The organism is Paenibacillus sp. FW126-R14, assembly GCF_058789495.1.
The window spans coordinates 1-23,836 of the sequence record NZ_JBYTBS010000077.1; the positions used below are offsets into that span (position 1 = coordinate 1).

Below are 23,836 nucleotides of genomic sequence, written 5' to 3' on the forward strand. Positions count from 1 at the left end.
GATTTAATGAACATGAGATATGACGAGAAACCCAGATATGATGAAGTGAAAAATATGATTTTTAGCATATTAAAAGAAGATAAAACTTTTTTAGTACAAAACTTTGACTTAGAAAAAAAAGAAATACTTCTAACGGTGAATAGTTATGAAATTAATCCGTCTAAAAATTAATGATCCACGAGGATTCAGAAGTCTGAAATCAGGATTTGAGATTTTTTTCTTAAGAGATTGGGAGTACCAGAAAAGTCTTGACTTTAATCCATATATATTAGCCGGTCCAAATGGTAGTGGAAAGTCTAACGTGTTAGAAGCGCTAGCCAATATTTTTTTTCATATGGAATGTATCTATCGTGACTATTGGCCTGAAAGTTTTAAATATGATGAAGAAACAAACGCCAATGGGTTTAAGGAAGAAATTTCTACACCGAATGCTTTTGAGCTGGAGTATTTCATTCCCGCTCCTTATTCCCAAGAAGGTGAGGATAAATTAGCTCGTATAAAAATAATTAAGGAGCTTTATGAAAATCCAAAAGTCGTTTGGATAGAGGACAATGAAGAAATTGAGTTAAGTCGATTAGAAGTCAAAGAGATACTTCCAACATATATAGTCGGATATTCATCAGGAGAGAATCAAATATTGAGCCTTCCTTTTTTTAAAATGAGATTTATCCACTTTGATGAGTATAAAGAAATGCTTATCGAACAATCAGGTTATCAAAAGCCAGAAGGACGTCTTCATTATCTAGATCAGGAATTTAATCAAGCTATCATTCTAAGTAATTTGCTGTTACAGAATGAAAAAGTTTTAAATCCCTTTAAAGAGGAACTTGGTATACAAGGTATAAAATCGTTTCGAATTATCATACGTCAATATTTAGATATCCATGAAAAAATGGAAATCCAATTTCCAGAGGTTCTTGTGGAAGCTAGAGAAAGCGAGGCGGGCTTTAAACGTCATGTTATTAACATAACACAGCAATTAAATGGATCAATTGAAAAGCTAAAAAAATGTACAACTGCTTCTTGGTATGATAATGACTCGGAAAGTCTTTATTTAGACTTTTTCGTCGATGAAAATACTCGTGCCGCATTCCGATTGCACTTTGGAACGGCAATTGAATTATTTGAAACATTTCAAATATTATTAACACTTAATTTATATGCAGTTAATGAGAGATTAAAAAAAGACTTGTATGAGTCAGAAAGTCTATATGTCAATGAGACAATACCTGTTTTACAGTCTGATGAAAGAATTATGAGATTTAAGGATGTTGTGCTTGATAAGGAAGGGGTTTTGGATATTGTTTACAGCAAATCTCTTTCAGATGGTGAACATCAGTTTTTACATGCATTGGGACTTTCTTTACTTTTCCAAGAGGAAAATTGCTTGTTTCTACTTGACGAGCCGGACACTCACTTTAATCCTAATTGGAGGGCTAAGTTTATTTCGAGGTTACGAGGGTGTTTCAGAGATGGTAAAGCCCAAAATGTCATGCGTGAAATGTTGATTACGACACATACACCCTTTTTAATTTCCGATAGTAGGCCTGAACACGTTCTGATTTTTAACAAAGATCTCGACAATTCAAATATTGTTGTATCTAGGCCAGAATTTAATACCTTTGGCGCATCAATTAATAAAATTACAATGGATGTGTTTGGAAAAAGGGAGACGATAGGCGAATATGCCGATCAAATGTTGCATGATATCAAAACCAGATGGAAACCAGGGGAAAATGATAGAAACATAATTGGTGAAGCAAATAAGAAGTTAGGTGATTCGGTTGAGAAACTGATCTTCATAAATAGTATTTTAAATAAAGGTGAGAATCAATAATGCTATTTGCATATACGTATGTTCCCCATACTTTAGAGAAATTGCAGGAATATGTGAATTATCTATTTTTAGAAGTGTGGTGTAAAGCAACTGGGGAATTTGATTTAGATAAATTAAATGGTTGTCCTGAATTGAAGGATTTGGTTTGGGCAATTTATACTAATGACCGTATTCAAACGGATTATTTGTATGGCCCAATTGAGAAGGTATTTAACTTGTTTACTAAGCTAGACGCGGATCAACGTGATAAGTTAGCAAATAATTACCGAAATAATAATTCAATAAATGATATTTGTTGTAATAATACTAGTAATTCCCCTATAACATATCAGGAGTTAGAAAGTATCCACCCAAATATTGCAGAATTTTTAAAAAAGTTTTTTTTAAGTTTATTTGAGAATATAATGCATCTAAAAGACGTGCAGGATAGAATTGGAACAATCCATGATCATTATCAATTGTTTACTTTAGAAAATGATGAAGAGATTTGTCCTTTTTGTGGATTAAGTGATATGGATGGTCCATATACCGAGAGAAGAGAAGCTTATGATCATTACTTGCCTAAAAGTATTTATCCATTCAATTCAATAAATTTCACAAACTTGGCTCCTATGTGTCACAAGTGTAATTCAACCTATAAATTGAAACAAGACCCTTTGTATCAAATGCCTCATAGAAATCCACTTTATACTAAAGATCAGCGTAGAAGGAAATCATTTTATCCATATATGACTGAGTCAGTTGATATCTCTATTGAGGTTCAATTATCTACCACTGATATTGATCATATAAAACCAGATGATATTCATTTGAAAATTACCTCACCTGCGTACCAAGAAGAAGTTAATACATGGGTGGAGATTTTTGGGATCGAAGATCGTTATAAGGACAAATTAAGAAAAAAGAATGATGGTAGGTATTGGTTTAACCAGGTGAGGGAAGAATGCAGAAATCATGGTAAGTCATCAATGGAATTATTAGACGGTGTGAGACGAGCTGCTCAATCAAACCCGTGGGCTGATACAAATTTTTTAAAAAAGCCATTTCTTGAAGCCTGTAACACAATGAGGTTATTTGATAGTAATATTATTTTGTGAACCACGAATTAAAAAAAGTATATTGATATAAGTATCTTGATATTTCCTTTTAATTTTAATATTGAAATGGTATGGAAATGAGTTACACGACTTTTTTTGCATTGGTTTATACTATACTTTTCCTTTTTTCAATTCACTAAATTTCATCCCAATTTACCGAGACCTTCCCTGTTAGGGGGCTACATTTTTATATGAACTGAATTGTGTCTCCAATCGCGGTGATGGATCGGGGTTTGTTTTGGGATAATACAATCCAGTTGTTGTTTTGTTGACGCCTTGTTGACGAACATCGTCAACAACCAATAAAACTTAAACAAATTGAACAATACGTCTTAGTTAAAACCCTTATAAATCAAGGGTTTTATCCAACTAACACAGAACCCAAACAACTCTCACATGTTCCCGCATACGGTGCATGTGGAGTGTTGTTCACTGTTGGTTTGGAAAGGAAAAAACGAGTGAGAAGTCAATGTGGGTTGTCCTCTCATATTAAGTGTTAATGTCATAGGGAAGATATTCCTTTTATTAGTATCGATACGATAACAACGATAGATGTTGAAAAGCCCTTTTTAGAGGGCTTTTTTGCGTTAACAGCAATATTCAATCTCGCTAGACTTTTATCCTGAATTTGTAAATTGGTGATATAATAATTTGACAGCATAAAGCAATCTATAAGGGTTAAGAAAAGAATGATTTTATTAAAGGGGTTTCTAAGGAGCGAGTGGAAACGTGGAGCAAGAACAATTATGGAAGTCCATAATGGTAAATGGTTCAATCATCATGTTTTGGCGGGAAAGCATATTGGAGAAATTCATTGAAAGCATAAGAAAAGAAGGATTTGATATATACTTGTTTGACTGTAATGAATGGGATAAAAACACTTGTTTAATTGAAATTGGCAAAACTCTAGGGTTTTCTAACTACTTTGGGAGGAACTTAGATGCTTTTAATGATTGTCTTTCTGATATAGTTCCTAATGATGAAGGCTTGGTGTTGGTTTTCAAGAACTTCGATAAATTCAATGAAAGATGTAAAGACACAGCTTATCATGTATTGGACATTATCCAAGATAACTCATGGAGATTACTAGTTGGAAATCAGAAAAAAATGTTGGCTTTTTTACATTCCAATGACCCTCAATTACATATTCAATCTGTAGGGACAAAGCCTGTACTTTGGAATAATGAAGAATGGCTTAATAAGAGCAGAGGACTTTAATGAAAGTACGATTTTATGGACGAGAGGTAGATAAAAATGTCATTAGAGCAAACCAACGTTATTGATTTTATTGGAATAGACAAACAATCAGGCTATATTACACTAACGCTAACTGACGCGCACGATTGGTCAGAAGAGTTAAATCACTTGTATCTACTACAAGAAAAAATTAACTCCTATCTTGCTTTTATCGAAAGTGGGGAAATTAATGAAAAATATCCTAAAGCCACTGGCAAAGAAATTGAGATAAGCATATCGTTCAAACATGAAGTATCTAATAAAGCAATGGATTTCTTGCTGTATACTTCCAACATAATTAAAAAAGCAGGGTTTGGGTTTAGTTGTAAGGTTGTAAACTCCGATGACGGAACATGGAAAAGTATCTTATAAAAGAGCAATTTTATTTGGGGTGAAGCCAATATGTTAGGTATTAAAAAAATTGACTTAATCACGGATAAGGTGGCTGATTTTAGGTTTCATGATTTGAAATATATGTTGGATGTGAAGTATTCGACTGAAATTCATACTGTTGCTTTGTACGATGTTCATAATTACTCAACCTTGGTTGTTAACTTTGTTTTAATACCAAAGCATAATTCTAGAAAATATAAGGTCACTATTCATTTCAAGAAGTTAGGGAGTTTTCATTTATTTGCTGGAGGAACAATAATTCAATTGAGTGAATTTGAAATTCTGGATATTTCAGATAGAGGATGGGACTCATTAAAGTATCTTGTTAGAGATTTAGAAAAAGAGGATGAATTTAAATTTTATTGTAATGATATTGAAGTCGTTAGTATTGAGGAAGTTGATTTCTTGATTTCATAGTTAAATAAAACATGGATTTTATTATAACTAAAAAGAAAAAGAGGGTTATGAATGACTATTAATATTAATAAAGCAATAAATAAACGCTACAATACTTTACATATAACAAAGGGACAATACAATTGGTTTAGTGCATATAAAATGATGAAACAACTCTGAAAATATAATAATCTTCACTTATGGAATATCAAAGAAACGAATAGAATCTCTACACTCATGGATATAATCACGAATTAAGAAAAAATACTAAATTTTTAATTAGCAATAAAACTGACTTTTAGTAGGTTTTTAATTAAAATGAGAGCTTATAATTAGTGGTAAGTTTATCGCAACCCAGCAGCATTTAAATTTATTTTCAATAGCGGGAGCGGTGTGAAAATAGCAAATGTAGATAAGGGATATTACAGGTGTTGATACGGGATTTGAATACTTGATACTGCCTGACAGATTTACCAATGAAGAACTAGTTAAATACTCAAATCGACTAAAGCGAAAATAATCAACTATTACAAGAAATTGGAATAAAAATTTATTCAATGGACTCTTCGCAATTATTTATCCTAATGATTCTCTCATCAACTCTCCTATTAAATTCAGCAAGATTTGCATCAGAAACTAACATAAGAATAGTTGAGCCATATCTTTATTATTATTCAATTAATACGAGTAGAGTATTGTTATTTGCTAATCCTTTTGTGGAATGGAATAATGGAAAATTAATTACGGCTACACATAACAGCATAATCAATAAGACATATGAAGAAGTTCGAATCATCTCTCAGAGTATGGGAAATAGAGTAAAAGAAATACTAGATGAAGCAAAAGGGTACAGAGAATTGTTTTCTTACAGATTCCCTGCGAAGGGTATTCAGACGGTTAAGAATCAAGGACAAACATCATTTGAGAAGGAGGATATATTGAATTATTGTCGTCTAATAGTTGAACTTACTCAATTTAACAGTGAAATTATTGATGCTTCTGGCGAGAAGAATATCACTAACAAATTTGAGTTAAATAGAAGTGATTTAATGTAACTGCCGCACAGATAGTATTTCTGGCCGCCATGAACCTTGGTAGTAGACGTAGAGTTGCCGAGCGTCCTTGATCCGCATTTATCGCAATAAAGGAGCACTCTCATGATGTAATAAAACCGACAATCGGTCGGGTACGAATTAGGGACGCTGAAACAAGCGTCCCAATTTTTCGTGGTTAGAAGTAGAAAACAATCTTTTCGCCGATGAAATGAAAAAACAGCGGCAGTCATGGATTGAACGCTGTTTGCATCGAATGAACTATCGCCTCCCGTCGGCGAAATGTTTAATCAAAAGTTACCTCCAAAATGTAATCTTGTCAGAACTTAATCGAACGGACTCATGCCCTTCTTCTTTGGCTTTTCCTATTGAAATAATCATTACTGGAGCATAGCGTTCTTCATCTAAATCGAATTCTTTAGCTACTTGGTCAACTTCAAAGCCTGCCATTGGATTCGTATCATACCCATGTGCATGAGCTACTAACATTAACTGCATTGCAAAGAGACTGCTATCGATTTTTGCAACTTCAATTTTGAGTTCTTTTGGCAGAGCCGGATACATCGATAAAATTGTTCCGAGTTGACGATCTCGTACTTCAGCTGGCATTTTTCCTTCTTCCACGGCTTGATTGTAAATTTCTTCAGCATATAAATAGCTTTCAGTATCACCAAAAATTAATAACATGGCCGATGATGTATCATTTTGTACTGTATTGAACCGGACAAGAGGCCTAAGTTTTTCTTTTCCTTCCGGAGTGTCGACCACGACTACGCGCCAAGGCTGCATATTGGCGGAGGACGGAGCCAAGCTGGCTTCCGAAATCATTTCGTTTAACTCTTCCTTCGATATTTTAAAGTTCTCATCATAATGACGAACGGAACGTCGTCCCTTGACTATACTGGCGAAATCGTTATTTTGAATATGGTTAAACATAGGAGCTCTCCTTTTGATAACATTGAATTTTTTGACATTGTGTATGTCGTTTGTTATCATATTCGCATTATGAACTATGAACCTAGGTTTATAGCAAGTGAATAAAAAGAGGTCCTATTATGAAAATAAAAGATGTTTCAAAATTAACGGGTCTGCCCATATCAACACTGAGATTCTATGAACGTAAGAACCTAATTCCAGACACATTTGTGAAAAGGGATGTCAATAATTATCGTATTTATGCTGAAGAAGTTGTTGAATTTCTAAATGATGTGAAGGCACTTTTATCCGTAGACTTTTCTATAGAGGAGCTATGCGTGCTAGTCAATCAAGAACTTAATTTAACATACGAAGTAAAGAAAAAAATTGTTGAACAAAAAATTAGAGAAATTGAAGATGTCCAGCAGCGATTGAGAAAGTCGAAAAAATTCTTGCATGCGATCTTAGAAGGAAAAGCCAATTTTCAAACACAGTGTTAATGGACCGTCCGGGAGCGGACGGTTTTTCACATTTTCCTTTAATGATGTTATTGTTTAGATAATTAACTAACTTATTGCGCATCTTGTAGATTGGGGTCGTTTTCATCATGAGGGGTATTCTCCGATACGGTTCTCGTATTATCATGTTTTATATAGCTGCTGCCGTTGTTGTTGGTCTGATTGTAAGCTATGCCGTTATCTCTGCACCGGACTCCCCTAAGTTCCAAAGTGAAAAAGGCTTACTGGATTTAACGCAGGCTCATGTCAACGAGAATCCGCTAAAGTTAAAAGGGGAGTGGGAGTTCTACTGGCAAGAGCTACTATCGCCTGAGGACATTCAGAATCGCTTAGCAAGGGACGGGAATCATGACCGCTGGATCAGCATCCCGAGCTCCTGGTTAGGCTATCGGTTAGATGGTCAGCAGCTGAACGGTACAGGCTTTGCAACCTTTCGGTTAGTCATCCAACTTAGCGAGCAGGATAGGAATGAGCGGCTTGCTCTGCGGATGCCTACCATCTTTCATGCGTATAAGTTATGGGTTAATGGTAAACTGCTGGAAGAAGTTGGTGAAGTTGGTCAGGACAAGAGTAGCGTGACCCCGCATCTGGCAACGAAGCTGGTGTTCTTCCAGCCCGAGAATGACAGGGTAGAGCTGGTTATGCAAGTAGCCAACTTCGATCATAAGCGAGGCGGCATCACCAAGTATATAGAGCTCGGCGGCAGTGATGTGTTAACGGTCAGGACAAATCTGAGAATCGCCGCTGAAATGTTCATCACCGCAAGCCTGCTAGTGATTGGCGTATATCATCTGCTGTTGTTCGGACTGCGACGCAAAGACAGGGCTCCATTGTATTTTGGTCTGTTCACCACGTTGTCCGGTATCCGATCCTTGCTGGTCGGTGAGCTCTTGCTCACACAATGGTGGCCAGCTTTTCCATGGGGATTGCAGTTCAAGATCGAGTACCTGATTCTTTGCAGCATTGGTTATATCATGACGAGGTACTTTGATAGCATTTTTCCGAATTATGTGTCGCGTTGGTTTCATCTTGGCACTCGGATCGTTACCGGTGCATTCTGTGTCGTTGTCGTGGTGACCCCTGCATTTTTATATACAAAATTGTTACCGATAATCGGTGTGATGGTTGTTCTGCATATGGTTTATCTGATGGTTGGGCTGGTCAAAGCAGCTGTGTGGCGTATGGAGGGAGCGCTACTCTTCCTGCTGGTGTCGATGGTTGCTTTAGTTACTGTCGTCAACGATTTTTTATATTACAATGAATGGTCACGAATCGGAAATACATCTCCTCTTGGTCTGTTGGTGTTTACGATCGCACAGATGATTCTGCTTTCTTCAAGATTCACGAGGGCAGCATCGAACGAAGAGAGGATTACACGTCAGCTGCGGGTCGCTAACGACAAGTTGACTGAAATGAATATGAATTTGGAACGGATCGTACAGGAACGTACTCATGCCTTATCCACAGCTCATGATGATCTCCGCACTTCGTATGACCGTTTGCTTCACTCCGAGCAAGGGAGAAAGAAGCTCCTTGCCTATATTACGCATGATCTGCGTATGCCGCTGTCCAGCATGCTTGGTTATGTCGAGGCTGTGCGGGACAGAGTCAAGCCGGAGCGCAATGAACAGTACTTGAAGTATATCCGGGATAACACGATAAGGGTTAACCTCATGATCGAGGAGTTGTCCTTCTTGTCGCATTTGGAGACGGGACAAGTTTCGTACCGAGTGGAACAGGTTCATGTGGTTGATTTCTTGCGCCGGTTCTATGAACAATATGAATTAGTTGTGCGTGACGCAGGGTTGGATTTCAGGCTGGATTTCAGAGATGTGGAAGATCAACGCCCTAACGTGCCTGTTGTCGAAATGGATGCGCAAAGATTAGAGCAGGCGTTGTTTAATCTAGTGTCGAACGCGATGAAGTTCACCTCTAGAGGTGGGTTGGTGCGTATTGCGCTAGCTGTGTACGAAGTGAATCATACCCGCTATGCGATCATTAGCGTGCAGGATTCTGGCATGGGTATTCCTCCAGATCAGCTCGAGCAAATCTTCGATCGCAATTACAAGTATGATCGACCGGGCGTGGAGAACGGGGTAGAGGGCAGCGGGCTCGGGCTGGCGATTTGCAGGGAAATCGTACAAGCGCATGGAGGGACGATTCGAGCGGAGAGCGACGGCAAGACGGGGTCGATATTCTATGTATCGCTTCCTTGTATTCTTGTATTGTAGAAGAAAAAAGGTGATGGTGTGATGAACATGCACAAAATTATGATCGTCGATGATGATCCCAATATATGCGAGATTGTTCAGGCTTATTGCGAGCGTGAGGGCTTCATATGCTCCTACAGCTATAGCGGAACAGAAGCCATGAAGCTGCTTGAGTCGTTCGAGCCGGATTTGATTGTGCTGGATGTACTGCTGGCTAATGAAAACGGCATTGATTGGTGCAGGAACGCACGCAGCTACACGAATGCGCCGATCGTGTTTCTGAGCAGCCGTGAGGAGGACGAGGTCAAAATCAGCGCATTATCCTATGGCGGCGACGATTATGTGACCAAACCGTTTAGTCCAGGAGTACTCATGGCTAAGATTAAGGCTCACCTTCGCAGAGTGTCGACGGGCAGGAAGGAACAACTGCTGGAGTTGCCGGGTGTGACGCTGGATTACTACGCCCAGTCCGTCATCATGGGTAGTGATCCCATTTTTTTAACGAAAAAAGAGTTCAGTCTACTGTCCTACATGGCACAAAACGTTAATCGTGTCGTCACTGTCGATACGTTGTTTCAGCTCATCTGGGGAATGGAGAGTCTGGAGGATATGAGAACGGTCGCTGTACACATCAGTAATTTACGTAAAAAAATAGAGGTTGACCCTGTCAATCCTGAGAGAATCATTACGATTCGGGGGGCCGGATATATGCTGGTTGCCAGAAGTGCGCCGCAAGCGCGAACATAGCGTTAAGGTTGGCGGTGTGACTACGACAGCCGCCGCTAACACGTTACAGCTAGAGAGAGGATCCCAGACTTCATGCAAAACAACCTCCAATTCCACCATGATAAAGTGGAGATGGAGGTTGTTTTTGATTAACGGAGCAATTGCAGTACGCCTTGCGGCTGTTGGTTGGCTTGAGCTAACATTGCTTGTGCTGCTTGAGAAAGAATGTTGTTCTTAGTGAACTCCATCATTTCCTTCGCCATGTCCACATCGCGGATACGCGACTCAGCGGCAGTAAGGTTTTCAGAAGCAGCTCCAAGGTTGTTAATGGTGTGCTCCAAACGATTTTGGTATGCACCTAATTTGGAACGTTCGGCGGATACAGCATTAATGGAGTTGTCTAGTACTTTGATTGCTGCAGAAGCCTTAGTCGCATCCGAAACATCAAGGGAGTACTCAACATTAACGTTATCGGTGCCATTATTGGTTTGTTTCGTAGTTGTCCAAGCAGCGCCCGTAATCACATTTCCACTTTTATCTTTAATTACTGCAGATACATCAGAAGAAGCTATCCCGAGAGCACTTGCACGCATGTCTGCAACATTCATGGACAAGGACTGACCTTGGTTTGCTCCGACTTGCATCGACAAGGATCTGTCCTCAACGCCACCTTCAATTGCAAAAGCGGCTTGACCATTCGTTTTTGCGCCCATATTTACTTTGAGGCCATTTCCAAAATCGATCGTGGAGTTGGCTGCAATATCAGATTTCGTAGTCGTATCACCAGTTGTTGTGTTTGTCAGCGTAGCGGTTTTCGTTGTTGCGGCAGTAACGCTAAATGCATGTGTAGTAGGGCCAGTAAGTGTACCGATCGTAAGATCTACACCATTACCCAGGTTATAAGTGCCGCCATCCGTTAAGGTTTGCGTGCCAACCACAACGCCACCATTGGCATCGTGGACTGTTGCCGTATAAGCGGTTGCGGTACCAACGGTAAGGTCATAAGTGTTAGAAGCGCTATACGTTGTACTATCAGCACGCGTATCAATGCTTACTCCGTTTGCGAAGGTAACTGTGCTGCCGGCAGTAAAGGTTACTGCAGGTCCGCCGTCAAATGATGCTGCAAGATCATTAGTGACAGTAAAGCTATCAGTTCCATTTTTAATTGTGTTACCAACACCGTGGGCAATCGTGAAATCTCCAATCGTTACACTACCAGCAGCAGCGCCTGCAGCAATAGATGTAGTACCTACAGTGCTGCCGCCTTTACTTAATGTAACTGTGCTGCTTACATCAAAAGTTTGGTGTTTTCCGGCTGCGTTAGCTCCAGTTAATGTGGTGTTAACCCCAGTAGCGGTTTTAAAGCTCACACCAAAGTCATTGGTTGTTCCGAATGCCTTGAATTGATAATTTTGTACGTTATTATCAAGAATAACTTTGTCTGTTAAAGCTGTAGTGCCGTCGGTATCCATTAATTGAACACTAAAAATACCGTTGCCTTCATCTGCATAAGCAAGTTGATATCCTACTCCATTGCTCAGTGCCGAAGGATTATCTAAACTCAAAGTAAGGGCACCAGTCGCACCTGCGCCAACACCAGGACCATTGCTTACCGTACCTAAAACGCCTGTAGTTTTTACATCAAAGCTACCAGACACTGGGTTGTTACCTGTAACCGTAATACCATCGGCCGTAAGACCTGTATTGGCACCGGTGAATGCGCCGGTTGCAACAGAATCTCTTCTTGTAATTGTTACTTCATGTGCACCGTTAGCCAAAGTAGAACCAGGAGTAATCGAAACGCCTGTTACAGAGCCGGCTGGAGTATCAAGCGATGCATTCTTCGTTTGCGTTTGGCCAATACGAATTTCATAATCGCCGCTGTTTAGAGTTGAGTTTGCTCCAACGCTAACGTTTTTAATTGCATTATCAGCAGTATGGGTTGCGGATTTCGTTACTGTGTCTGTAACATCTATTGTATAATTTCCTGCCTTCAGAGAACTGTTCTTATCTAAATCCGGATTCGAAATAGTCGTCGTTCCCGCATTGAAAGGACTAGTTGTCTTATCAATCGTTACAACACCGGATTTTTCCGAAATATCCCCATTTAACAGTTTTTTCGTGTTGAACTCGGTCGTACTACCAATACGGTTAATTTCTGCTGTTAATTGGTTGATTTCCTTCTGAATTTCGCTGCGGTCATCGGCAGTGTTCGTATCGTTGGCAGCTTGCGTTGCGAGTTCTTTCATACGTTGAAGGATGCTATGTGTTTCGGTCAACGCGCCTTCCGCCGTCTGAATCAGGGAAATCGAATCTTGCGCGTTGCGCTGTGCTTGATCCAATCCGCGGATTTGTGCTCGCATTTTTTCGGAAATCGCAAGACCTGCAGCGTCGTCGCCCGCACGGTTGATACGAAGACCGGAAGACAATTTCTCTAAAGATTTGCCTGCTGCTGCTGTGTTGCCCGCTAATTGGCGGTGCGTGTTCTGTGCTGCAATGTTGTGGTTAATTCTCATTTCTCATTACCTCCATGTGGTGTGTTTGAGGATGCCTATCCGTTTGCATCCTTTGAAGCGCATACCCTGCACTCACAAGTCATTGATGGATTGCGCGCTAATCCAAAACAAGGATTTGTAAGTCAAACTGTTATCTTCCTTGACTTCACCACTCGTCCTTAAGTGGCAGGGGCCTCGACCTTTTTTGCCGTTTCTAAGGCTATATTGTGTTCTTCCCATAACTCTCCACGAATAATAGAAATATGCTTCGGTGCTTCAATCGCCAAGCGTAAATGGCCTTCATCGCTCTTAATGACCTTTACCATAATGTTGTTGTCGATCAGCACATATTCTCCGGGCTTTCTCCCTAACACGAGCATTGGCTCATCCCCTTATTCCGCTTATTAAATTGACATAAAAAAAATGAGCAAACAGGTCGCTGCCCTTCTTCCTCCTGAAGAATGACGGCGACTTATTTGCTCATCCTAAGTCTCGTAATTATTGTATTTAGTTGTCAAAAAAATACATTTAAACAGCAAAAAGACGAATAAATAGGCATCTGTTTCAAATGTTCCTCCTTGAAACTACATGCGTATTTACTCGTCCATGAGTAATCGGATATGTGATTAATATATATATCGACAATTTATTTGAAATGTTTAGTCTTTTTGCGAAAAATTTTTTGAAAGTTATTCAATAATTTTTTAAGGATGGAACGCCAGATGGGGGGTTAAAAGCTTTGAAAGGGGACTTCCTTGAACTGGCAATCTGTAATGCCGGTGCCGGAAGGGGAATAATCCTATTGGGGGAGAAGGGAAATTGGTTGTAGAGGCTGAGAAAGACATCAACGGGAGCCGAGAGAGACCCAGGGATATCCAAGAGCGTTATTCTACTGCGGGGGTTCAATTCGAAATACGAACGCGGAATCCAAAGCAAGAGAACTGCAGCTATTGGACTAGTTCAAAGCTGCCGAAACGAGAAAGCCAAGATACTTGTGATTATTCTTGATTAAGCAATTCTCCGCGAACGATAGAGATATCTTTTGGCGCTTCAATGGCCAAGCGTAAGTGTCCCTCTTCACTTTTAATTACCTTTATGATAATTTTTTCGTTGATCACTATGTATTGTCCGGGTTTTCTTCCAACGACCAGCATCAGACTCACTCCTTTCTCCATCCGGCTTAAATGAGCCAGCCCCCTAACCCTCTTCTGCTTGTATTATATCATTGTAGATTAGCCCATTAATGAAATTTAAAGAAAACTTTAAGTTCGCGCTCGAGATAAAGCAAGACAAAGGCCGACTCCTTCTGATATGAACTTGGTAAATCTACGACTCTTGCAGTAGCTCTGACTCCCGGCGCCAATTAGATATTATTTACGGTTGGGTGACCCTTCTGCCAGGAGCCGGCTACATAACTAATGGGTAGCCTCCTAAGCCGATTTTTTTGATATAAATTTCGCTCAGTAATAGATAAACCTAACGTGAAGCGCTTTCTTTTCAGTTAATGAGTATATTTTTTAGCTAAAATGAATTCAAGAGTCGTTTGAAGTAACACTTCGGATATGAAATCAAAGGAGTGCAACCCAATGATCATTTGGTCGGTCGCAGATAATGAAGCAGACAAGGAGCTCGGTGTGAAGTTCATATGCGAGCATGGAACGGATCTTGGTCTTCTGTATAACTGGAGTACGGTGATGAACTCGCTTTATTATTCGATGGAGGATAACGGCTTCTTGGTCGGTAAGGACTCGGAAGATAGAATAGCGTCCGTGTTGGCACATACAGTAGGCACGCTCGACGACGGCTACAAGGATTCGTCCAGGATAGAGATTCATCTGCTGTACATCGAGGAGACATGGAGGAGCGGAGCGGTTCTGCTCGCTGCGCTGCGCATGTTAGTCCAACGCTTGCTGGAGTCACCGAGAGAAGTTACGGAAGTTGTGTTCTTCACGCCTTCAAACGAGGAGAATAGGAGGAAGTTCGGCAAAGTCGCGACGCTGACGAAGACGACGGAGCCGCCTTGTGGAACGCTCGATTTTTATACGGTCAAGATAGAGAGTTTGCTTAAGTTCGATGCTGTCTATTAGCTTTGAGCGAGATATATAGAGACGCGAATGACCGGCATCTCTGCCGGCCACTGGAGTAGATCCATTTTTACTGTTGATCGGTATCTCTGTTTGTCGACGATATTGTTGTTGAAATGCAGGTTGGAGCTCCCATAGAATTCACCTCCTTATACCGGTATAAATAGAAATATAATCTATATATAGTAAAAAATCAATAAATAATATATTTTGTCATATATGAACTGGGAAAGACGGGAGGGGACAGGATCGGTCCATTTCGAGGTATGTGAGAGCACGAGTCAATGGAGCCGATATACGGCATTTTACGTGGAGCATCGTCAGAATATTATTCCGGGCTATCAGGTTAAAGACGCGCTCATGGATATCAAAAATTGCATGAGGAATGGACGGGCCGGCATACTGACGGACGGGGCGGAGCGTATAATTGGCATCGGCAGCTTCGTGCTCGGCCTGGAGGCTGAGGGGTTTAGCAATAAGGAGATCGCAGTGCTGGGCAACAGCTACTTTGTGGAGGAATTCCGAAGCAACCGGACATTCATCAGAGGGCTGCAAGCGCTGGCGGAGCATATTAAAGAGATGAACGAAGCAGTGAAGGAAGTGCGGATTCCGACCACGGAAGGCAATCTTTACACCAATAAGCTGTACAGGAAAATCGCAGAGCAGATAGGGGGGATGGATACGCGCTACGGTCCCTTTCGAGTATATTCCACATCGTATGAATCCTTCGTAAGGTTCTGCAATCGGTTTGTTTGACCCCTTGATTGACTAAATACAAAATGTACCGTTTGGGAGCGGAGTGCACAAATGCTAGATATTGAAAAGCCCTTTTTAGAGGGTTTTTTTGCGTTAATAGCAATATTCAATCTCGCCAGACTATTATCCTGAATTTGTAAATTAGGTGATATAATAATGTGACAGCATAAGCAGTCTGCAAGAGTAATTTTAAGAAAGGAGAAATGAAGCGATTTGAAATATCTTAAAGCATTTTCAAATAGGGATACATGGTATTTTGAGGTCGACGAGGAAGGGACAGCTTTCAGGCAGATTATTATTAATGATGATGGTAGTTGCATCGCTTCAAATCGAAAGCATGAAACATATCATTTTTCATTAGCAGATAAAGAAGTTGATGACAATGACCCAAACTATATACGAATAACGGAAAATGAATTTGAAAAAGTATGGTCTAATTATCTTAAAGCTTTTAACGACGATTGGAAGCATACAAAAACTGCACTTCCAATTGGAAAGGAGATTGAGGGGTACATTGAATGTTTCTTGCCTCATGGTGTTATTGTGAATATCTTTAAATATAGTACTATTGGAGTTGCTGATTATCACGAATGTAGTCAGAATACACCTAAAGAGTGGCTTTACCCAAGTCATGTAGTAAGAGCTATAGTGAAAGATTACGATGAATTAAATCAGTGGGTTGTACTAGACAAACCAAAAATTTTGAAGATTCTGCACGCAGAGTAACGGCGGGTAATCAGATCTTTTCATGAATATCCATCCATCATTTGTCTTAAATAATTTCGAAAGTCATCAACATATGCTTTGGGCTCTACGATTTTTAGATTTGTGCCGAAGCTTGCTAAAAATTGAAATCCCGTACTGTTTTGAGGGACATGAATCGTTGCTAATAAAAATTCAGAGCTATAGGGTTCAATACTCTTTCGACCGTACCTTTCAATGAATTGATCTTTGATGCTAGGGGAAATCAATGCTTGAATAGCGACTAGTTGCGGTTGATAACTTGCTTCGCGTTCTTGTTCTGATAGATATTCTCTAGGGTTAAATGTTTTTTCATCCATAGTAAGCTTATCGATCCGAGATAATTTAAACGTTCTATACCTCATGCGATGTAAACAGAACCCTTTCAGATACCAACTCGTTTCGCTAAAATGAAGCTGATAGGGCTCGACAATTCGATTCGTCGTGGTGCCATTTTTATCTATATAATCAAATGAAATTAACCTTCTCTTTAATATTGATTCTTGACAGATCTTCAGGGTGTGAAGTATCTCAGACCGACCCTCCCAAGCATAAAATGACAGTTGAATTGAATTTTTCAGAGACAATGGGCTAACCATCGCCTCTATTTTTCTTATCGTAATTTCAACTTCTTCGTTAATTAGAATTTGTTCCAATCCGCCGAGCGCAGTTAATATATTTTCTAAGTCGGAGCTGCTTAAAAGACGTTTATCAACCTTGTATTCATCCATAATACCGTAGCCGCCATGCACTCCAGTGATAGAATAGATCGGGATGTTGGATAAGCTCAGTGTTTCCATATCGCGAAGAATAGTTCTTTTGGAAACATTAAATAATTGGGCGAATTCTGTTGTTGAAACGATATTTTTTTTCAGCAAAATCATGATGATAGAAATAAGTCTCTCAACCTTGTCCATATTTTCTCCTCTTAGTTGGTTAATTTATTTAAGAACGGTGACAATTAGCTGTCACCTTTTGTAGATTATACTACATTTATCACAAGAAGGAGGTATTGCTTTATGTCAGCTATTGTATATTTAAACTTTGATGGAATTGCAGAACAGGCGATTGAATTTTATTCGGAGGCTTTAAGTTCAACTGAAGTGAAAAAAGTTAAATTTAGCGATTTCCCACAAGATCCAAACTATCCACTGCCAGAAAATGAGCTGAATATGATTATGGAGTCTTCCATAGAATTCGCAGGCGGGAAAATCATGATGTCGGATATTTTGCCTTCCATGAAGATGGTAACAGGGGAGTTGGTGAAGGGAAATAATGTCCTGATTAGTCTAGTCATTGAGGATAAACATAAACTGGAAGAATACTTTAATCATTTATCGGTTGGTGGCAATGTTATCATGCCGTTATCCGATACTCCTTGGTCTTCGTGCTTTGGAATGCTGGTTGATAAGTTTGGGGTTTCCTGGAAGTTCAATAGTGACGCAGATAAGTTTCTTGATAAAATCATTTCCAATAAACAGTAACTCATTCTCAAAAATGGTCTTGCAATTGAAGACCATTTTTTCACGTTTTTTATTTAATAATTCTAGAAAGGAACGTGTATCTTATCTATGGAAATTGAAAATCTAATTCCAGCAAAATCGAGGGAAGATGTGAGGCTTTGGCTGCAGGAAAATGGAAAGACTAAAAAGTCCTGCTGGGTCGTGGTTAGTATGACGCCTACCCCTAATAGGTTGTTATATTTGGACGTGGTGGAGGAAGCTTTGTGCTTTGGATGGATCGATGGAGTCAAAAAGAAAATTTCTGAAACGGAGCTGGCTCAGAGGTTGTCTCCAAGAAGTAAAAAAAGTTCATGGACGGAATTAAACAAAGAACGTGTCCGCCGCCTCGAAAGGCTGGGGTTAATGACAGACGAAGGAAGAAGGATTCTTCCTGATATGGATCACAATTCTTTTAGAATAGATGAAGATATAGAGCAGAGGCTAGAAGAGGAAAAGCAAGTGTACGATAATTTCATGGCATTTCCGGATCTTTATAAAAGAGTTCGAATCGACACGATACAAAGCATTAAGCATCAGCCAGAATTGTTTAAGAGCAGATTGGACAAGTTCATAACAAATACGAGAGAAAACAAAATGTACGGTCAATGGAATGATAATGGACGTCTAGAGGGGTAAGGATGGGAAGATAGTTTAATCTTTCCATCCTCAATTTCTTCACATAAACGGAGCTTCAGGGCCTTTTAGCTATTTAGAGGTTTAGTTTCAATCCAAGCAACCTTGAGGTCTCTTTTTTTGAAAAACCACTGATTATTCACTTTTATGAATTCGTCGTTATACCTTATAGCTGCTACCATTAATTTCTTGTCATCGCCTTCAATGGTTAAATGATGAGCAAAACAATAGGTTGTACCAACTGCCGTATCGCCAGATAAGATGATCTTACTTTGGCCATTGACATGCATGGTGGAAACATAAGTATTTAAGTTATCAAAAATAGGCGCTAATTCCTTCCTGCTAGTAACGATTTGGGAGGGTTCGGACTGACGTTCATCCATAAATACTCTAAAAAGCGTATCTTCCGTAAACAGTGCCATTTGACCTTCAGCATCCCTCGTGTCTGCACAATAGGCATATTCATCAATGAGATCACGTATTGCATCGCGGCCAGCCATTTCTTCAAGGGATCGTACTTTCACATTATCCATTTTTTCATCACCTTTTTTTATAGTCACGTCTATCCTCATAGTAACCGAGTCGAGTTAGCAAAGCTTTGTCGTGCGGCTCATTTTATTTGTCAATTCGGCTCATTTGAACGGACGTTGAATTCCAGCGATTCACTATTGGATTGCCGTGGCGACTTCATGTTATCTTTTAGTCAGATAAGGAGTGAGACGAATGGGGTCGTTAATTAAAAAGGCTGTAAAAATGCCTCAGAGTCTAGCCAGTGTTGGCTTTTTGAAGATAAAAGGATTGTCGGTAATGGGGGCATGCGCCTATTCGGACATCAAGACTGGGAGGATGTATCTGCAGGAGCATGTCCTAATGGTTGTTCTGGAAGGGGTCTACATTGTCAGGCACGGTGATCAGGAATATACGGTAAGGAAAAACGAAATGGCGCTCTTGCATAAAGGAATCGTCGTTGAGTATGAGAAGTACGGGGAAGCGGATTCGAGGCATATCTTGGATTACATGATGTTCTTTTTGAAGGATGAATTACTTCATGATTTTATGAAAATATCTAGTCTACCTGTTTCCGAGCCTGTATCGCCTGCCGCGGCTGCTGTTCATCCGGTGAATGAGCGACTGTTAAGCTATATGGCTTCTCTCAAGCCTTATTTTGCAGAGCCGGAGGGCATTCAAGACGAATTAATTAAGCTGAAGATGCTGGAGCTTCTTTTTGATATATTGGACGCCGACCAAGGGCTATTGAACCAAATTCTGCAGCTGAGGCAGCAACGTCCGACAAGCATTGTTGAGGTGGTGGAGAAGAACTTGCTAAACCCCGTATCGCTTCAGGATCTGGCCTATTTGTCAGGCAAAAGCTTATCGACTTTCAAACGGGAATTCAAAAAGATTTATAATGAGCCTGCGATTCAATGGATTCGTAATCGTCGGTTAGAGAAGGCGAAAGAACTGCTGACCAATCCCGGAGTATCCATAACGGAGGTTTGTTTGGCTACAGGCTTTGAGAATGTATCGCATTTCTCGAAGGTTTGGAAGAAGAAGTATGGGGTTTCTCCTTCGGTGATGAGGAGTCGCGGCGCTGTTGAGGATACTGTTGTTGAGGGATGAGGGGGTTGCGGATTGTTTGAGGGTTGGGCTGGATAGGACTTTTTTTATATGAGCTTAGCAATCGTTCGGGTTCTTCTTTATTCTTCTTTGCGATTTTTAAATGGAATGATCGGATCGAATTGATTGTCAGCTTATTTATCCTCTTTTGACATCCACATAGATGTTCATATGTTCATCGTTGTCATGTTGGGATGTCCCATTTGTTATTAGTCTAACGTAATGCAGGAGATACTATAAGTTTATCGATGTTATAATTTAAGCAAGACACTGATACTTAGCTTATAGGACGGTGAAAACATGAATCAAATCAAAGATCTTCAAAAACTTATCAAACTCACTGGTGATCGCGCTAAGCTGGATGCTAAAGCTAATGAGACATACATTGTTTATAAAACCGAAGAGGGCCTGATTGTAAAGGAATACAATGACGGTCATGTTATTCCAGTTACCGAGCAGGATACTCCGCATGCATGAACTTTTACCTATCATGTACATTTTTGCTGGGAACAATGGGAGAGAATCCTAAAAGTCGTAAAATTCCATGGTAAAAAGGTTCGAGCTACTATACATCCTGCATTTATACCGAAAGATAATTTTATGAACTGGCATAGTAGTGAGATATTTATAGGTTCTGTTAGATATCGTATGTTGTGATGAGTATGAAATACACAGCACTGGAATAGTGCATATATCAGTTGAAAACTGCTGTCATGAGAATTCGTTGTAACTGGATGTAATAGCACAGGAGGCAGTTAATAGTTTGATTAGAATAAAATGGACAAAACCGGATATTCGTTTTATGCAGGAAATAACACATATTGTGTCGAATTCTATAAGATTATCTATTTACTTGTAGAGGCGGGTTTATTATGTTTGTCAAAAAGATACCAACGATCTTCTCCTTCTTCTCAGGCGCAGGATTCTTGGATCTGGGCTTTGAAATGTCAGGATATAACGTAGCATTTGTTAATGAATTTCACGAACCTTTCATAGAGGCGTATAAGTACTCACGCCAACAATTAAAACTGCATGAGCCTGAGTTCGGTTATCGGCTAGGGGATGTAACTGAGTTTACCCATTCCGCTGGAATTAATGAGCTTAGCGAAAAAATGGATCTAGCTCGTAAACGAGATGATTTTATAGGTTTTATTGGAGGCCCGCCTTGTCCTGATTTTTCAGTGGGTGGAAAGAATCGCGGGATTGAAGGCGATAACGGGAAGTTGACAGCGACTTATATTGAAATGATTTGCCAGCAGAAACCGGATTTTTTCTTGTTTGAAAATGTGAAGGGTCTCTGGCGTACACAAAAGCATCGGTTTTTCTATGAAGAAATGAAACAAAAATTACATCAAAATGGCTATCGTACAACCGAGCGCTTGATTGATTCTATCGAGTATGGTGTTGCGCAGCAGCGGGAAAGAATTATTTTATTTGGTATTCTGGACAAACATTTAAATAGTTTGGGGTACGATCTTAAAGAAAATCAGAATCTCGATGGAGTCTTCCCTTGGGAGCAACATATCAAATTCTCCAGAGAAAAGGTATCCAATATTCCCTTTCCAGGGCAAGATGAGTTCGTCGAATACGGACAATCGATAAAACCGGAAGGAATACCAGAAGAACTAACGGTCCAATATTGGTTTGATAAGAATAACGTTGATAGCCATCCAAACACTGACATGTATTTCACACCTCGAGCGGGGTTAGTTAAGTTTAAAGTCATTCCTGAAGGGGACGATTCTAAAAAATCGTATAAAAGGCTTCATCGCTGGAGGTATTCACCAACCGCAGCCTATGGAAATAACGAAGTCCATCTGCATCCTTACAAAGCCAGAAGACTTTCTGTAGCCGAAGCATTAGCCATACAGTCACTACCTAAAGAATATGCTTTGCCGCCAACTATCACCTTGTCTAATGCATTCAAAACGGTCGGCAACGGCGTCCCATATCTTGCTGCTAAGGGAATTGCTGAAACTATCTTAGACTTTTTGAAAGTACAGGTGAAGGAACATGCGTGTAACCGGTGAAAATATTGTTCATGCAATAGGTTTACTGCCAAAGAGCAGGACTTATAATTACATTAATCCAGAAACGCCTACTCAACTTAGAATCATGCAGATTACTTATCCTGAGGGACCTATCTATATCAAACGATGGGACCCAACTAACGGAGAAACTTTTGAAGCGGCAAAACAAACAACTATTTCAAAACAAATGATTTGGCGTGTTGCAAATGCATGTGTTCCTAACCAGCCATTGAATTTCGATCGAATATTGGGAGGCAGCTATAACACCCGTTCCGCATTAGAAGCATTAATGGCATATACACCTGAGTTTTATTTCTGTAAACCAGGAAGAATCCAGATAATCAACGAACGGACTACTATTGAAGAAGGCCATAAACACCTGGTATGGCGCCCGGATCAGCCGCATCAATTAGGTATACATGTTGCACTTGATACGGAAATTGGCTCCGTTTCGGAAGTGCCAATGGAAAATGTGTATGCTTCATTTGATTCACTAGATCTGAAAAATGCACTTATAGCAGGCGAAATGGACATTGATACAAAACGCAGGCATACTCAAATTCAAATTGCATTAATTGAAATTGGGAGACAGCTAGGTTTTCGTACTTATATTGCTCAAAATGATATGGGTATTAAGTATAAAGATAAGAAAATAGGCGAAATGGAATCGGTAGTTCCAACTCTCCAAAATGAAAGAATTATGAACGTATACACAGAAGCGGCGCATGCCGCCAGGTTAATCGATTGTATATGGTTTAAGAACGGGGCATTAATGCCTGCAGTAATGGAAGTAGAGCATAGTACAGGGGTAACAAGTGGATTGGAAAGAATGCTTGGACTTTATAACCATATAAAGGGATTTAATACGCGGTACGTTATAGTCGCAGCTGATGAAGATCGGGGGTTAGTACTCCGCGAAGCTCAAAAGGAGCAGTACCGCGTTTTAAACACACGATTTTTTCCATATTCGGCAGTAGAAGAACTTTATTTCTTATGTAATAAGCGAAAAATTCGGGGAGTAACGGAAGAGTTTTTGGATTGTTACATGGAGCCAGCTTTCAATATGTTGCATTAAATAAAATGAGCCCTAGCTACTTTTGGGGCTCATTTTATTTTAGATGAATTCACAAACTTAATTATTTTATCTATTGCAGATTCAAAGTCTTCTTTTAATTCGTGTTCCCACAATCGCAAGATGCTCCACTTTTTCTCTATATAATGCTGAGTGACTTCTAAATCCCTTAGCTTATTGCGTGTGAATTTTTTAAGCCAGAATTCCTTATTGCTCTTTGGAATATGACCATGCTTTTCGCATCCATGCCAAAAGCAAGAATCAATAAAGATAACAATCTTATATTTTTTTATTGATATGTCAGGCTTTCCGACCAGGTCTTTTGTATTTTTTCGGAATCGGAGGCCCTTATGCCAAAGCGCTTTTGCTACTTTTATCTCAATTTTTGTATCTTTGGATCGAATTGCTTGCATATTTTTCCGGCGTTGTTCCTCAGTAAGAACATCAGTCAATAGAAATCGCCACCTAATCAAATTTGAAGATAAAAATATCAAGAAAACACACGTTACATCAAGAACTCTAAAAA

The 23,836-nt window shown here is 39.7% G+C and carries 25 protein-coding genes; 18 read left to right on the plus strand and 7 right to left on the minus strand.

All coding sequences use genetic code 11. From position 1 onward, the window contains the following. Positions 1 to 145 precede the first annotated feature (145 nt). The 6 genes from AC3WRW_RS30020 (at position 146) to AC3WRW_RS30045 (ending at position 6,014) form a co-directional block, all read left to right on the plus strand. On the plus strand, positions 146 to 1,837 hold the full coding sequence (locus AC3WRW_RS30020; protein ID WP_492549881.1) for a restriction system-associated AAA family ATPase: 1,692 nt from the start codon (positions 146 to 148) through the stop codon (positions 1,835 to 1,837). Beyond that, a complete protein-coding gene (locus AC3WRW_RS30025) occupies positions 1,837 to 2,934 on the plus strand; it encodes an HNH endonuclease (protein WP_492549882.1) in 1,098 nt (365 codons plus the stop codon). The genes AC3WRW_RS30020 and AC3WRW_RS30025 overlap by 1 nt, the downstream gene beginning before the upstream one ends. 729 nt (positions 2,935 to 3,663) lie before the next feature. Then, a complete protein-coding gene (locus tag AC3WRW_RS30030) occupies positions 3,664 to 4,152 on the plus strand; it encodes a barstar family protein (RefSeq protein WP_492549883.1) in 489 nt (162 codons plus the stop codon). Between the two features lie 36 nt (positions 4,153 to 4,188). Then, positions 4,189 to 4,542: a DUF6572 domain-containing protein gene (locus AC3WRW_RS30035; protein ID WP_492549884.1), complete on the plus strand. Its 354-nt coding sequence runs from the start codon at positions 4,189 to 4,191 to the stop codon at positions 4,540 to 4,542. A 30-nt stretch (positions 4,543 to 4,572) separates the two neighbouring features. Further along, the gene (locus AC3WRW_RS30040) at positions 4,573 to 4,980 is read left to right on the plus strand and encodes a hypothetical protein (RefSeq protein ID WP_492549885.1); all 408 of its coding nucleotides are present in this window, start codon (positions 4,573 to 4,575) and stop codon (positions 4,978 to 4,980) included. A gap of 563 nt (positions 4,981 to 5,543) precedes the next feature. Then, positions 5,544 to 6,014 (plus strand): hypothetical protein, encoded by a 471-nt coding sequence (locus tag AC3WRW_RS30045; RefSeq protein WP_492549886.1) that lies wholly within the window; start codon positions 5,544 to 5,546, stop codon positions 6,012 to 6,014. A gap of 294 nt (positions 6,015 to 6,308) precedes the next feature. Here the strand turns inward: AC3WRW_RS30045 and AC3WRW_RS30050 are convergent, their stop codons facing one another. Beyond that, entirely contained in the window at positions 6,309 to 6,947 is a 639-nt protein-coding gene (locus AC3WRW_RS30050; protein WP_492549887.1) for a nitroreductase family protein, read from the minus strand. A gap of 119 nt (positions 6,948 to 7,066) precedes the next feature. Between AC3WRW_RS30050 and AC3WRW_RS30055 the strand changes: the two genes are divergently transcribed. The 3 genes from AC3WRW_RS30055 (at position 7,067) to AC3WRW_RS30065 (ending at position 10,401) form a co-directional block, all read left to right on the plus strand. Continuing rightward, positions 7,067 to 7,426, plus strand: coding sequence for a MerR family transcriptional regulator (locus AC3WRW_RS30055; protein ID WP_492549888.1), 360 nt, complete (start codon positions 7,067 to 7,069; stop codon positions 7,424 to 7,426). Positions 7,427 to 7,569: 143 nt separating this feature from the next. Continuing rightward, positions 7,570 to 9,675, plus strand: coding sequence for a sensor histidine kinase (locus AC3WRW_RS30060; protein ID WP_492549889.1), 2,106 nt, complete (start codon positions 7,570 to 7,572; stop codon positions 9,673 to 9,675). Positions 9,676 to 9,696: 21 nt separating this feature from the next. Next, the gene (locus AC3WRW_RS30065) at positions 9,697 to 10,401 is read left to right on the plus strand and encodes a response regulator transcription factor (protein ID WP_492549890.1); all 705 of its coding nucleotides are present in this window, start codon (positions 9,697 to 9,699) and stop codon (positions 10,399 to 10,401) included. A gap of 128 nt (positions 10,402 to 10,529) precedes the next feature. Here AC3WRW_RS30065 and AC3WRW_RS30070 read toward each other — a convergent pair whose 3' ends face one another. The 3 genes from AC3WRW_RS30070 to AC3WRW_RS30080 all read right to left on the minus strand — a co-directional run bounded on the left by AC3WRW_RS30070 (position 10,530) and on the right by AC3WRW_RS30080 (position 14,029). Then, positions 10,530 to 12,896 (minus strand): flagellin N-terminal helical domain-containing protein, encoded by a 2,367-nt coding sequence (locus AC3WRW_RS30070; RefSeq protein WP_492549891.1) that lies wholly within the window; start codon positions 12,894 to 12,896, stop codon positions 10,530 to 10,532. Between the two features lie 158 nt (positions 12,897 to 13,054). Further along, positions 13,055 to 13,255: a carbon storage regulator gene (locus AC3WRW_RS30075; protein ID WP_492549892.1), complete on the minus strand. Its 201-nt coding sequence runs from the start codon at positions 13,253 to 13,255 to the stop codon at positions 13,055 to 13,057. A gap of 618 nt (positions 13,256 to 13,873) precedes the next feature. Continuing rightward, the gene (locus tag AC3WRW_RS30080; protein WP_076338376.1) at positions 13,874 to 14,029 is read right to left on the minus strand and encodes a carbon storage regulator; all 156 of its coding nucleotides are present in this window, start codon (positions 14,027 to 14,029) and stop codon (positions 13,874 to 13,876) included. 432 nt (positions 14,030 to 14,461) lie between these two features. Here AC3WRW_RS30080 and AC3WRW_RS30085 point away from each other — a divergent pair, with 432 nt between their 5' ends. The 3 genes from AC3WRW_RS30085 to AC3WRW_RS30095 all read left to right on the plus strand — a co-directional run bounded on the left by AC3WRW_RS30085 (position 14,462) and on the right by AC3WRW_RS30095 (position 16,441). Then, positions 14,462 to 14,962: a hypothetical protein gene (locus AC3WRW_RS30085; protein WP_492549893.1), complete on the plus strand. Its 501-nt coding sequence runs from the start codon at positions 14,462 to 14,464 to the stop codon at positions 14,960 to 14,962. Between the two features lie 306 nt (positions 14,963 to 15,268). Further along, entirely contained in the window at positions 15,269 to 15,715 is a 447-nt protein-coding gene (locus AC3WRW_RS30090) for a hypothetical protein (protein WP_492549894.1), read from the plus strand. Positions 15,716 to 15,928: 213 nt separating this feature from the next. Further along, entirely contained in the window at positions 15,929 to 16,441 is a 513-nt protein-coding gene (locus tag AC3WRW_RS30095) for a hypothetical protein (RefSeq protein WP_492549895.1), read from the plus strand. Between the two features lie 20 nt (positions 16,442 to 16,461). Here the strand turns inward: AC3WRW_RS30095 and AC3WRW_RS30100 are convergent, their stop codons facing one another. Then, positions 16,462 to 17,373 carry a helix-turn-helix transcriptional regulator gene (locus AC3WRW_RS30100; RefSeq protein ID WP_492549896.1) on the minus strand — a complete coding sequence of 304 codons (912 nt, stop codon included), beginning with the start codon at positions 17,371 to 17,373 and terminating at the stop codon, positions 16,462 to 16,464. Between the two features lie 102 nt (positions 17,374 to 17,475). Here AC3WRW_RS30100 and AC3WRW_RS30105 point away from each other — a divergent pair, with 102 nt between their 5' ends. Continuing rightward, entirely contained in the window at positions 17,476 to 17,940 is a 465-nt protein-coding gene (locus AC3WRW_RS30105) for a VOC family protein (protein ID WP_492549897.1), read from the plus strand. Positions 17,941 to 18,027: 87 nt separating this feature from the next. Next, on the plus strand, positions 18,028 to 18,594 hold the full coding sequence (locus AC3WRW_RS30110) for a YdeI/OmpD-associated family protein (RefSeq protein WP_492549898.1): 567 nt from the start codon (positions 18,028 to 18,030) through the stop codon (positions 18,592 to 18,594). A gap of 65 nt (positions 18,595 to 18,659) precedes the next feature. Here AC3WRW_RS30110 and AC3WRW_RS30115 read toward each other — a convergent pair whose 3' ends face one another. Continuing rightward, entirely contained in the window at positions 18,660 to 19,151 is a 492-nt protein-coding gene (locus AC3WRW_RS30115; protein ID WP_492549899.1) for a nuclear transport factor 2 family protein, read from the minus strand. A gap of 163 nt (positions 19,152 to 19,314) precedes the next feature. On the opposite strand from AC3WRW_RS30115, the gene AC3WRW_RS30120 reads away from it, so the two are divergent. The 4 genes from AC3WRW_RS30120 (at position 19,315) to AC3WRW_RS30135 (ending at position 23,313) form a co-directional block, all read left to right on the plus strand. Next, positions 19,315 to 20,211 (plus strand): helix-turn-helix domain-containing protein, encoded by an 897-nt coding sequence (locus tag AC3WRW_RS30120; protein WP_492549900.1) that lies wholly within the window; start codon positions 19,315 to 19,317, stop codon positions 20,209 to 20,211. Positions 20,212 to 20,508: 297 nt separating this feature from the next. After that, positions 20,509 to 20,685, plus strand: a complete 177-nt coding sequence (locus AC3WRW_RS30125; RefSeq protein ID WP_492549901.1) for a hypothetical protein — start codon at positions 20,509 to 20,511, stop codon at positions 20,683 to 20,685. Positions 20,686 to 21,080: 395 nt separating this feature from the next. Further along, complete coding sequence (locus AC3WRW_RS30130) at positions 21,081 to 22,238, plus strand: DNA cytosine methyltransferase (RefSeq protein WP_492549902.1); 1,158 nt, start codon at positions 21,081 to 21,083, stop codon at positions 22,236 to 22,238. Continuing rightward, positions 22,222 to 23,313 (plus strand): type II restriction enzyme NmeDI-related protein, encoded by a 1,092-nt coding sequence (locus tag AC3WRW_RS30135; RefSeq protein WP_492549903.1) that lies wholly within the window; start codon positions 22,222 to 22,224, stop codon positions 23,311 to 23,313. Before AC3WRW_RS30130 ends, AC3WRW_RS30135 begins: the two co-directional genes overlap by 17 nt. A 29-nt stretch (positions 23,314 to 23,342) precedes the next feature. Here AC3WRW_RS30135 and AC3WRW_RS30140 read toward each other — a convergent pair. Continuing rightward, a partial coding sequence (locus AC3WRW_RS30140; RefSeq protein ID WP_492549904.1) for a very short patch repair endonuclease occupies positions 23,343 to 23,836 on the minus strand: 494 nt, incomplete at its 5' end.

Bases quoted from the DNA above. Each gene is read 5' to 3' on its own strand.
- AC3WRW_RS30070 (WP_492549891.1), bottom strand. From the start codon at position 12,896: ATGAGAATTAACCACAACATTGCAGCACAGAACACGCACCGCCAATTA.
- AC3WRW_RS30040 (WP_492549885.1), top strand. From the start codon at position 4,573: ATGTTAGGTATTAAAAAAATTGACTTAATCACGGATAAGGTGGCTGAT.
- AC3WRW_RS30020 (WP_492549881.1), top strand. From the start codon at position 146: ATGAAATTAATCCGTCTAAAAATTAATGATCCACGAGGATTCAGAAGT.
- AC3WRW_RS30100 (WP_492549896.1), bottom strand. From the start codon at position 17,373: ATGGACAAGGTTGAGAGACTTATTTCTATCATCATGATTTTGCTGAAA.
- AC3WRW_RS30045 (WP_492549886.1), top strand. From the start codon at position 5,544: ATGATTCTCTCATCAACTCTCCTATTAAATTCAGCAAGATTTGCATCA.
- AC3WRW_RS30135 (WP_492549903.1), top strand. From the start codon at position 22,222: ATGCGTGTAACCGGTGAAAATATTGTTCATGCAATAGGTTTACTGCCA.
- AC3WRW_RS30110 (WP_492549898.1), top strand. From the start codon at position 18,028: ATGGAAATTGAAAATCTAATTCCAGCAAAATCGAGGGAAGATGTGAGG.
- AC3WRW_RS30120 (WP_492549900.1), top strand. From the start codon at position 19,315: ATGGGGTCGTTAATTAAAAAGGCTGTAAAAATGCCTCAGAGTCTAGCC.
- AC3WRW_RS30035 (WP_492549884.1), top strand. From the start codon at position 4,189: ATGTCATTAGAGCAAACCAACGTTATTGATTTTATTGGAATAGACAAA.
- AC3WRW_RS30130 (WP_492549902.1), top strand. From the start codon at position 21,081: ATGTTTGTCAAAAAGATACCAACGATCTTCTCCTTCTTCTCAGGCGCA.
- AC3WRW_RS30085 (WP_492549893.1), top strand. From the start codon at position 14,462: ATGATCATTTGGTCGGTCGCAGATAATGAAGCAGACAAGGAGCTCGGT.
- AC3WRW_RS30105 (WP_492549897.1), top strand. From the start codon at position 17,476: ATGTCAGCTATTGTATATTTAAACTTTGATGGAATTGCAGAACAGGCG.
- AC3WRW_RS30065 (WP_492549890.1), top strand. From the start codon at position 9,697: ATGAACATGCACAAAATTATGATCGTCGATGATGATCCCAATATATGC.
- AC3WRW_RS30075 (WP_492549892.1), bottom strand. From the start codon at position 13,255: ATGCTCGTGTTAGGGAGAAAGCCCGGAGAATATGTGCTGATCGACAAC.
- AC3WRW_RS30025 (WP_492549882.1), top strand. From the start codon at position 1,837: ATGCTATTTGCATATACGTATGTTCCCCATACTTTAGAGAAATTGCAG.
- AC3WRW_RS30060 (WP_492549889.1), top strand. From the start codon at position 7,570: ATGTTTTATATAGCTGCTGCCGTTGTTGTTGGTCTGATTGTAAGCTAT.
- AC3WRW_RS30080 (WP_076338376.1), bottom strand. From the start codon at position 14,029: ATGCTGGTCGTTGGAAGAAAACCCGGACAATACATAGTGATCAACGAA.
- AC3WRW_RS30050 (WP_492549887.1), bottom strand. From the start codon at position 6,947: ATGTTTAACCATATTCAAAATAACGATTTCGCCAGTATAGTCAAGGGA.
- AC3WRW_RS30125 (WP_492549901.1), top strand. From the start codon at position 20,509: ATGAATCAAATCAAAGATCTTCAAAAACTTATCAAACTCACTGGTGAT.
- AC3WRW_RS30055 (WP_492549888.1), top strand. From the start codon at position 7,067: ATGAAAATAAAAGATGTTTCAAAATTAACGGGTCTGCCCATATCAACA.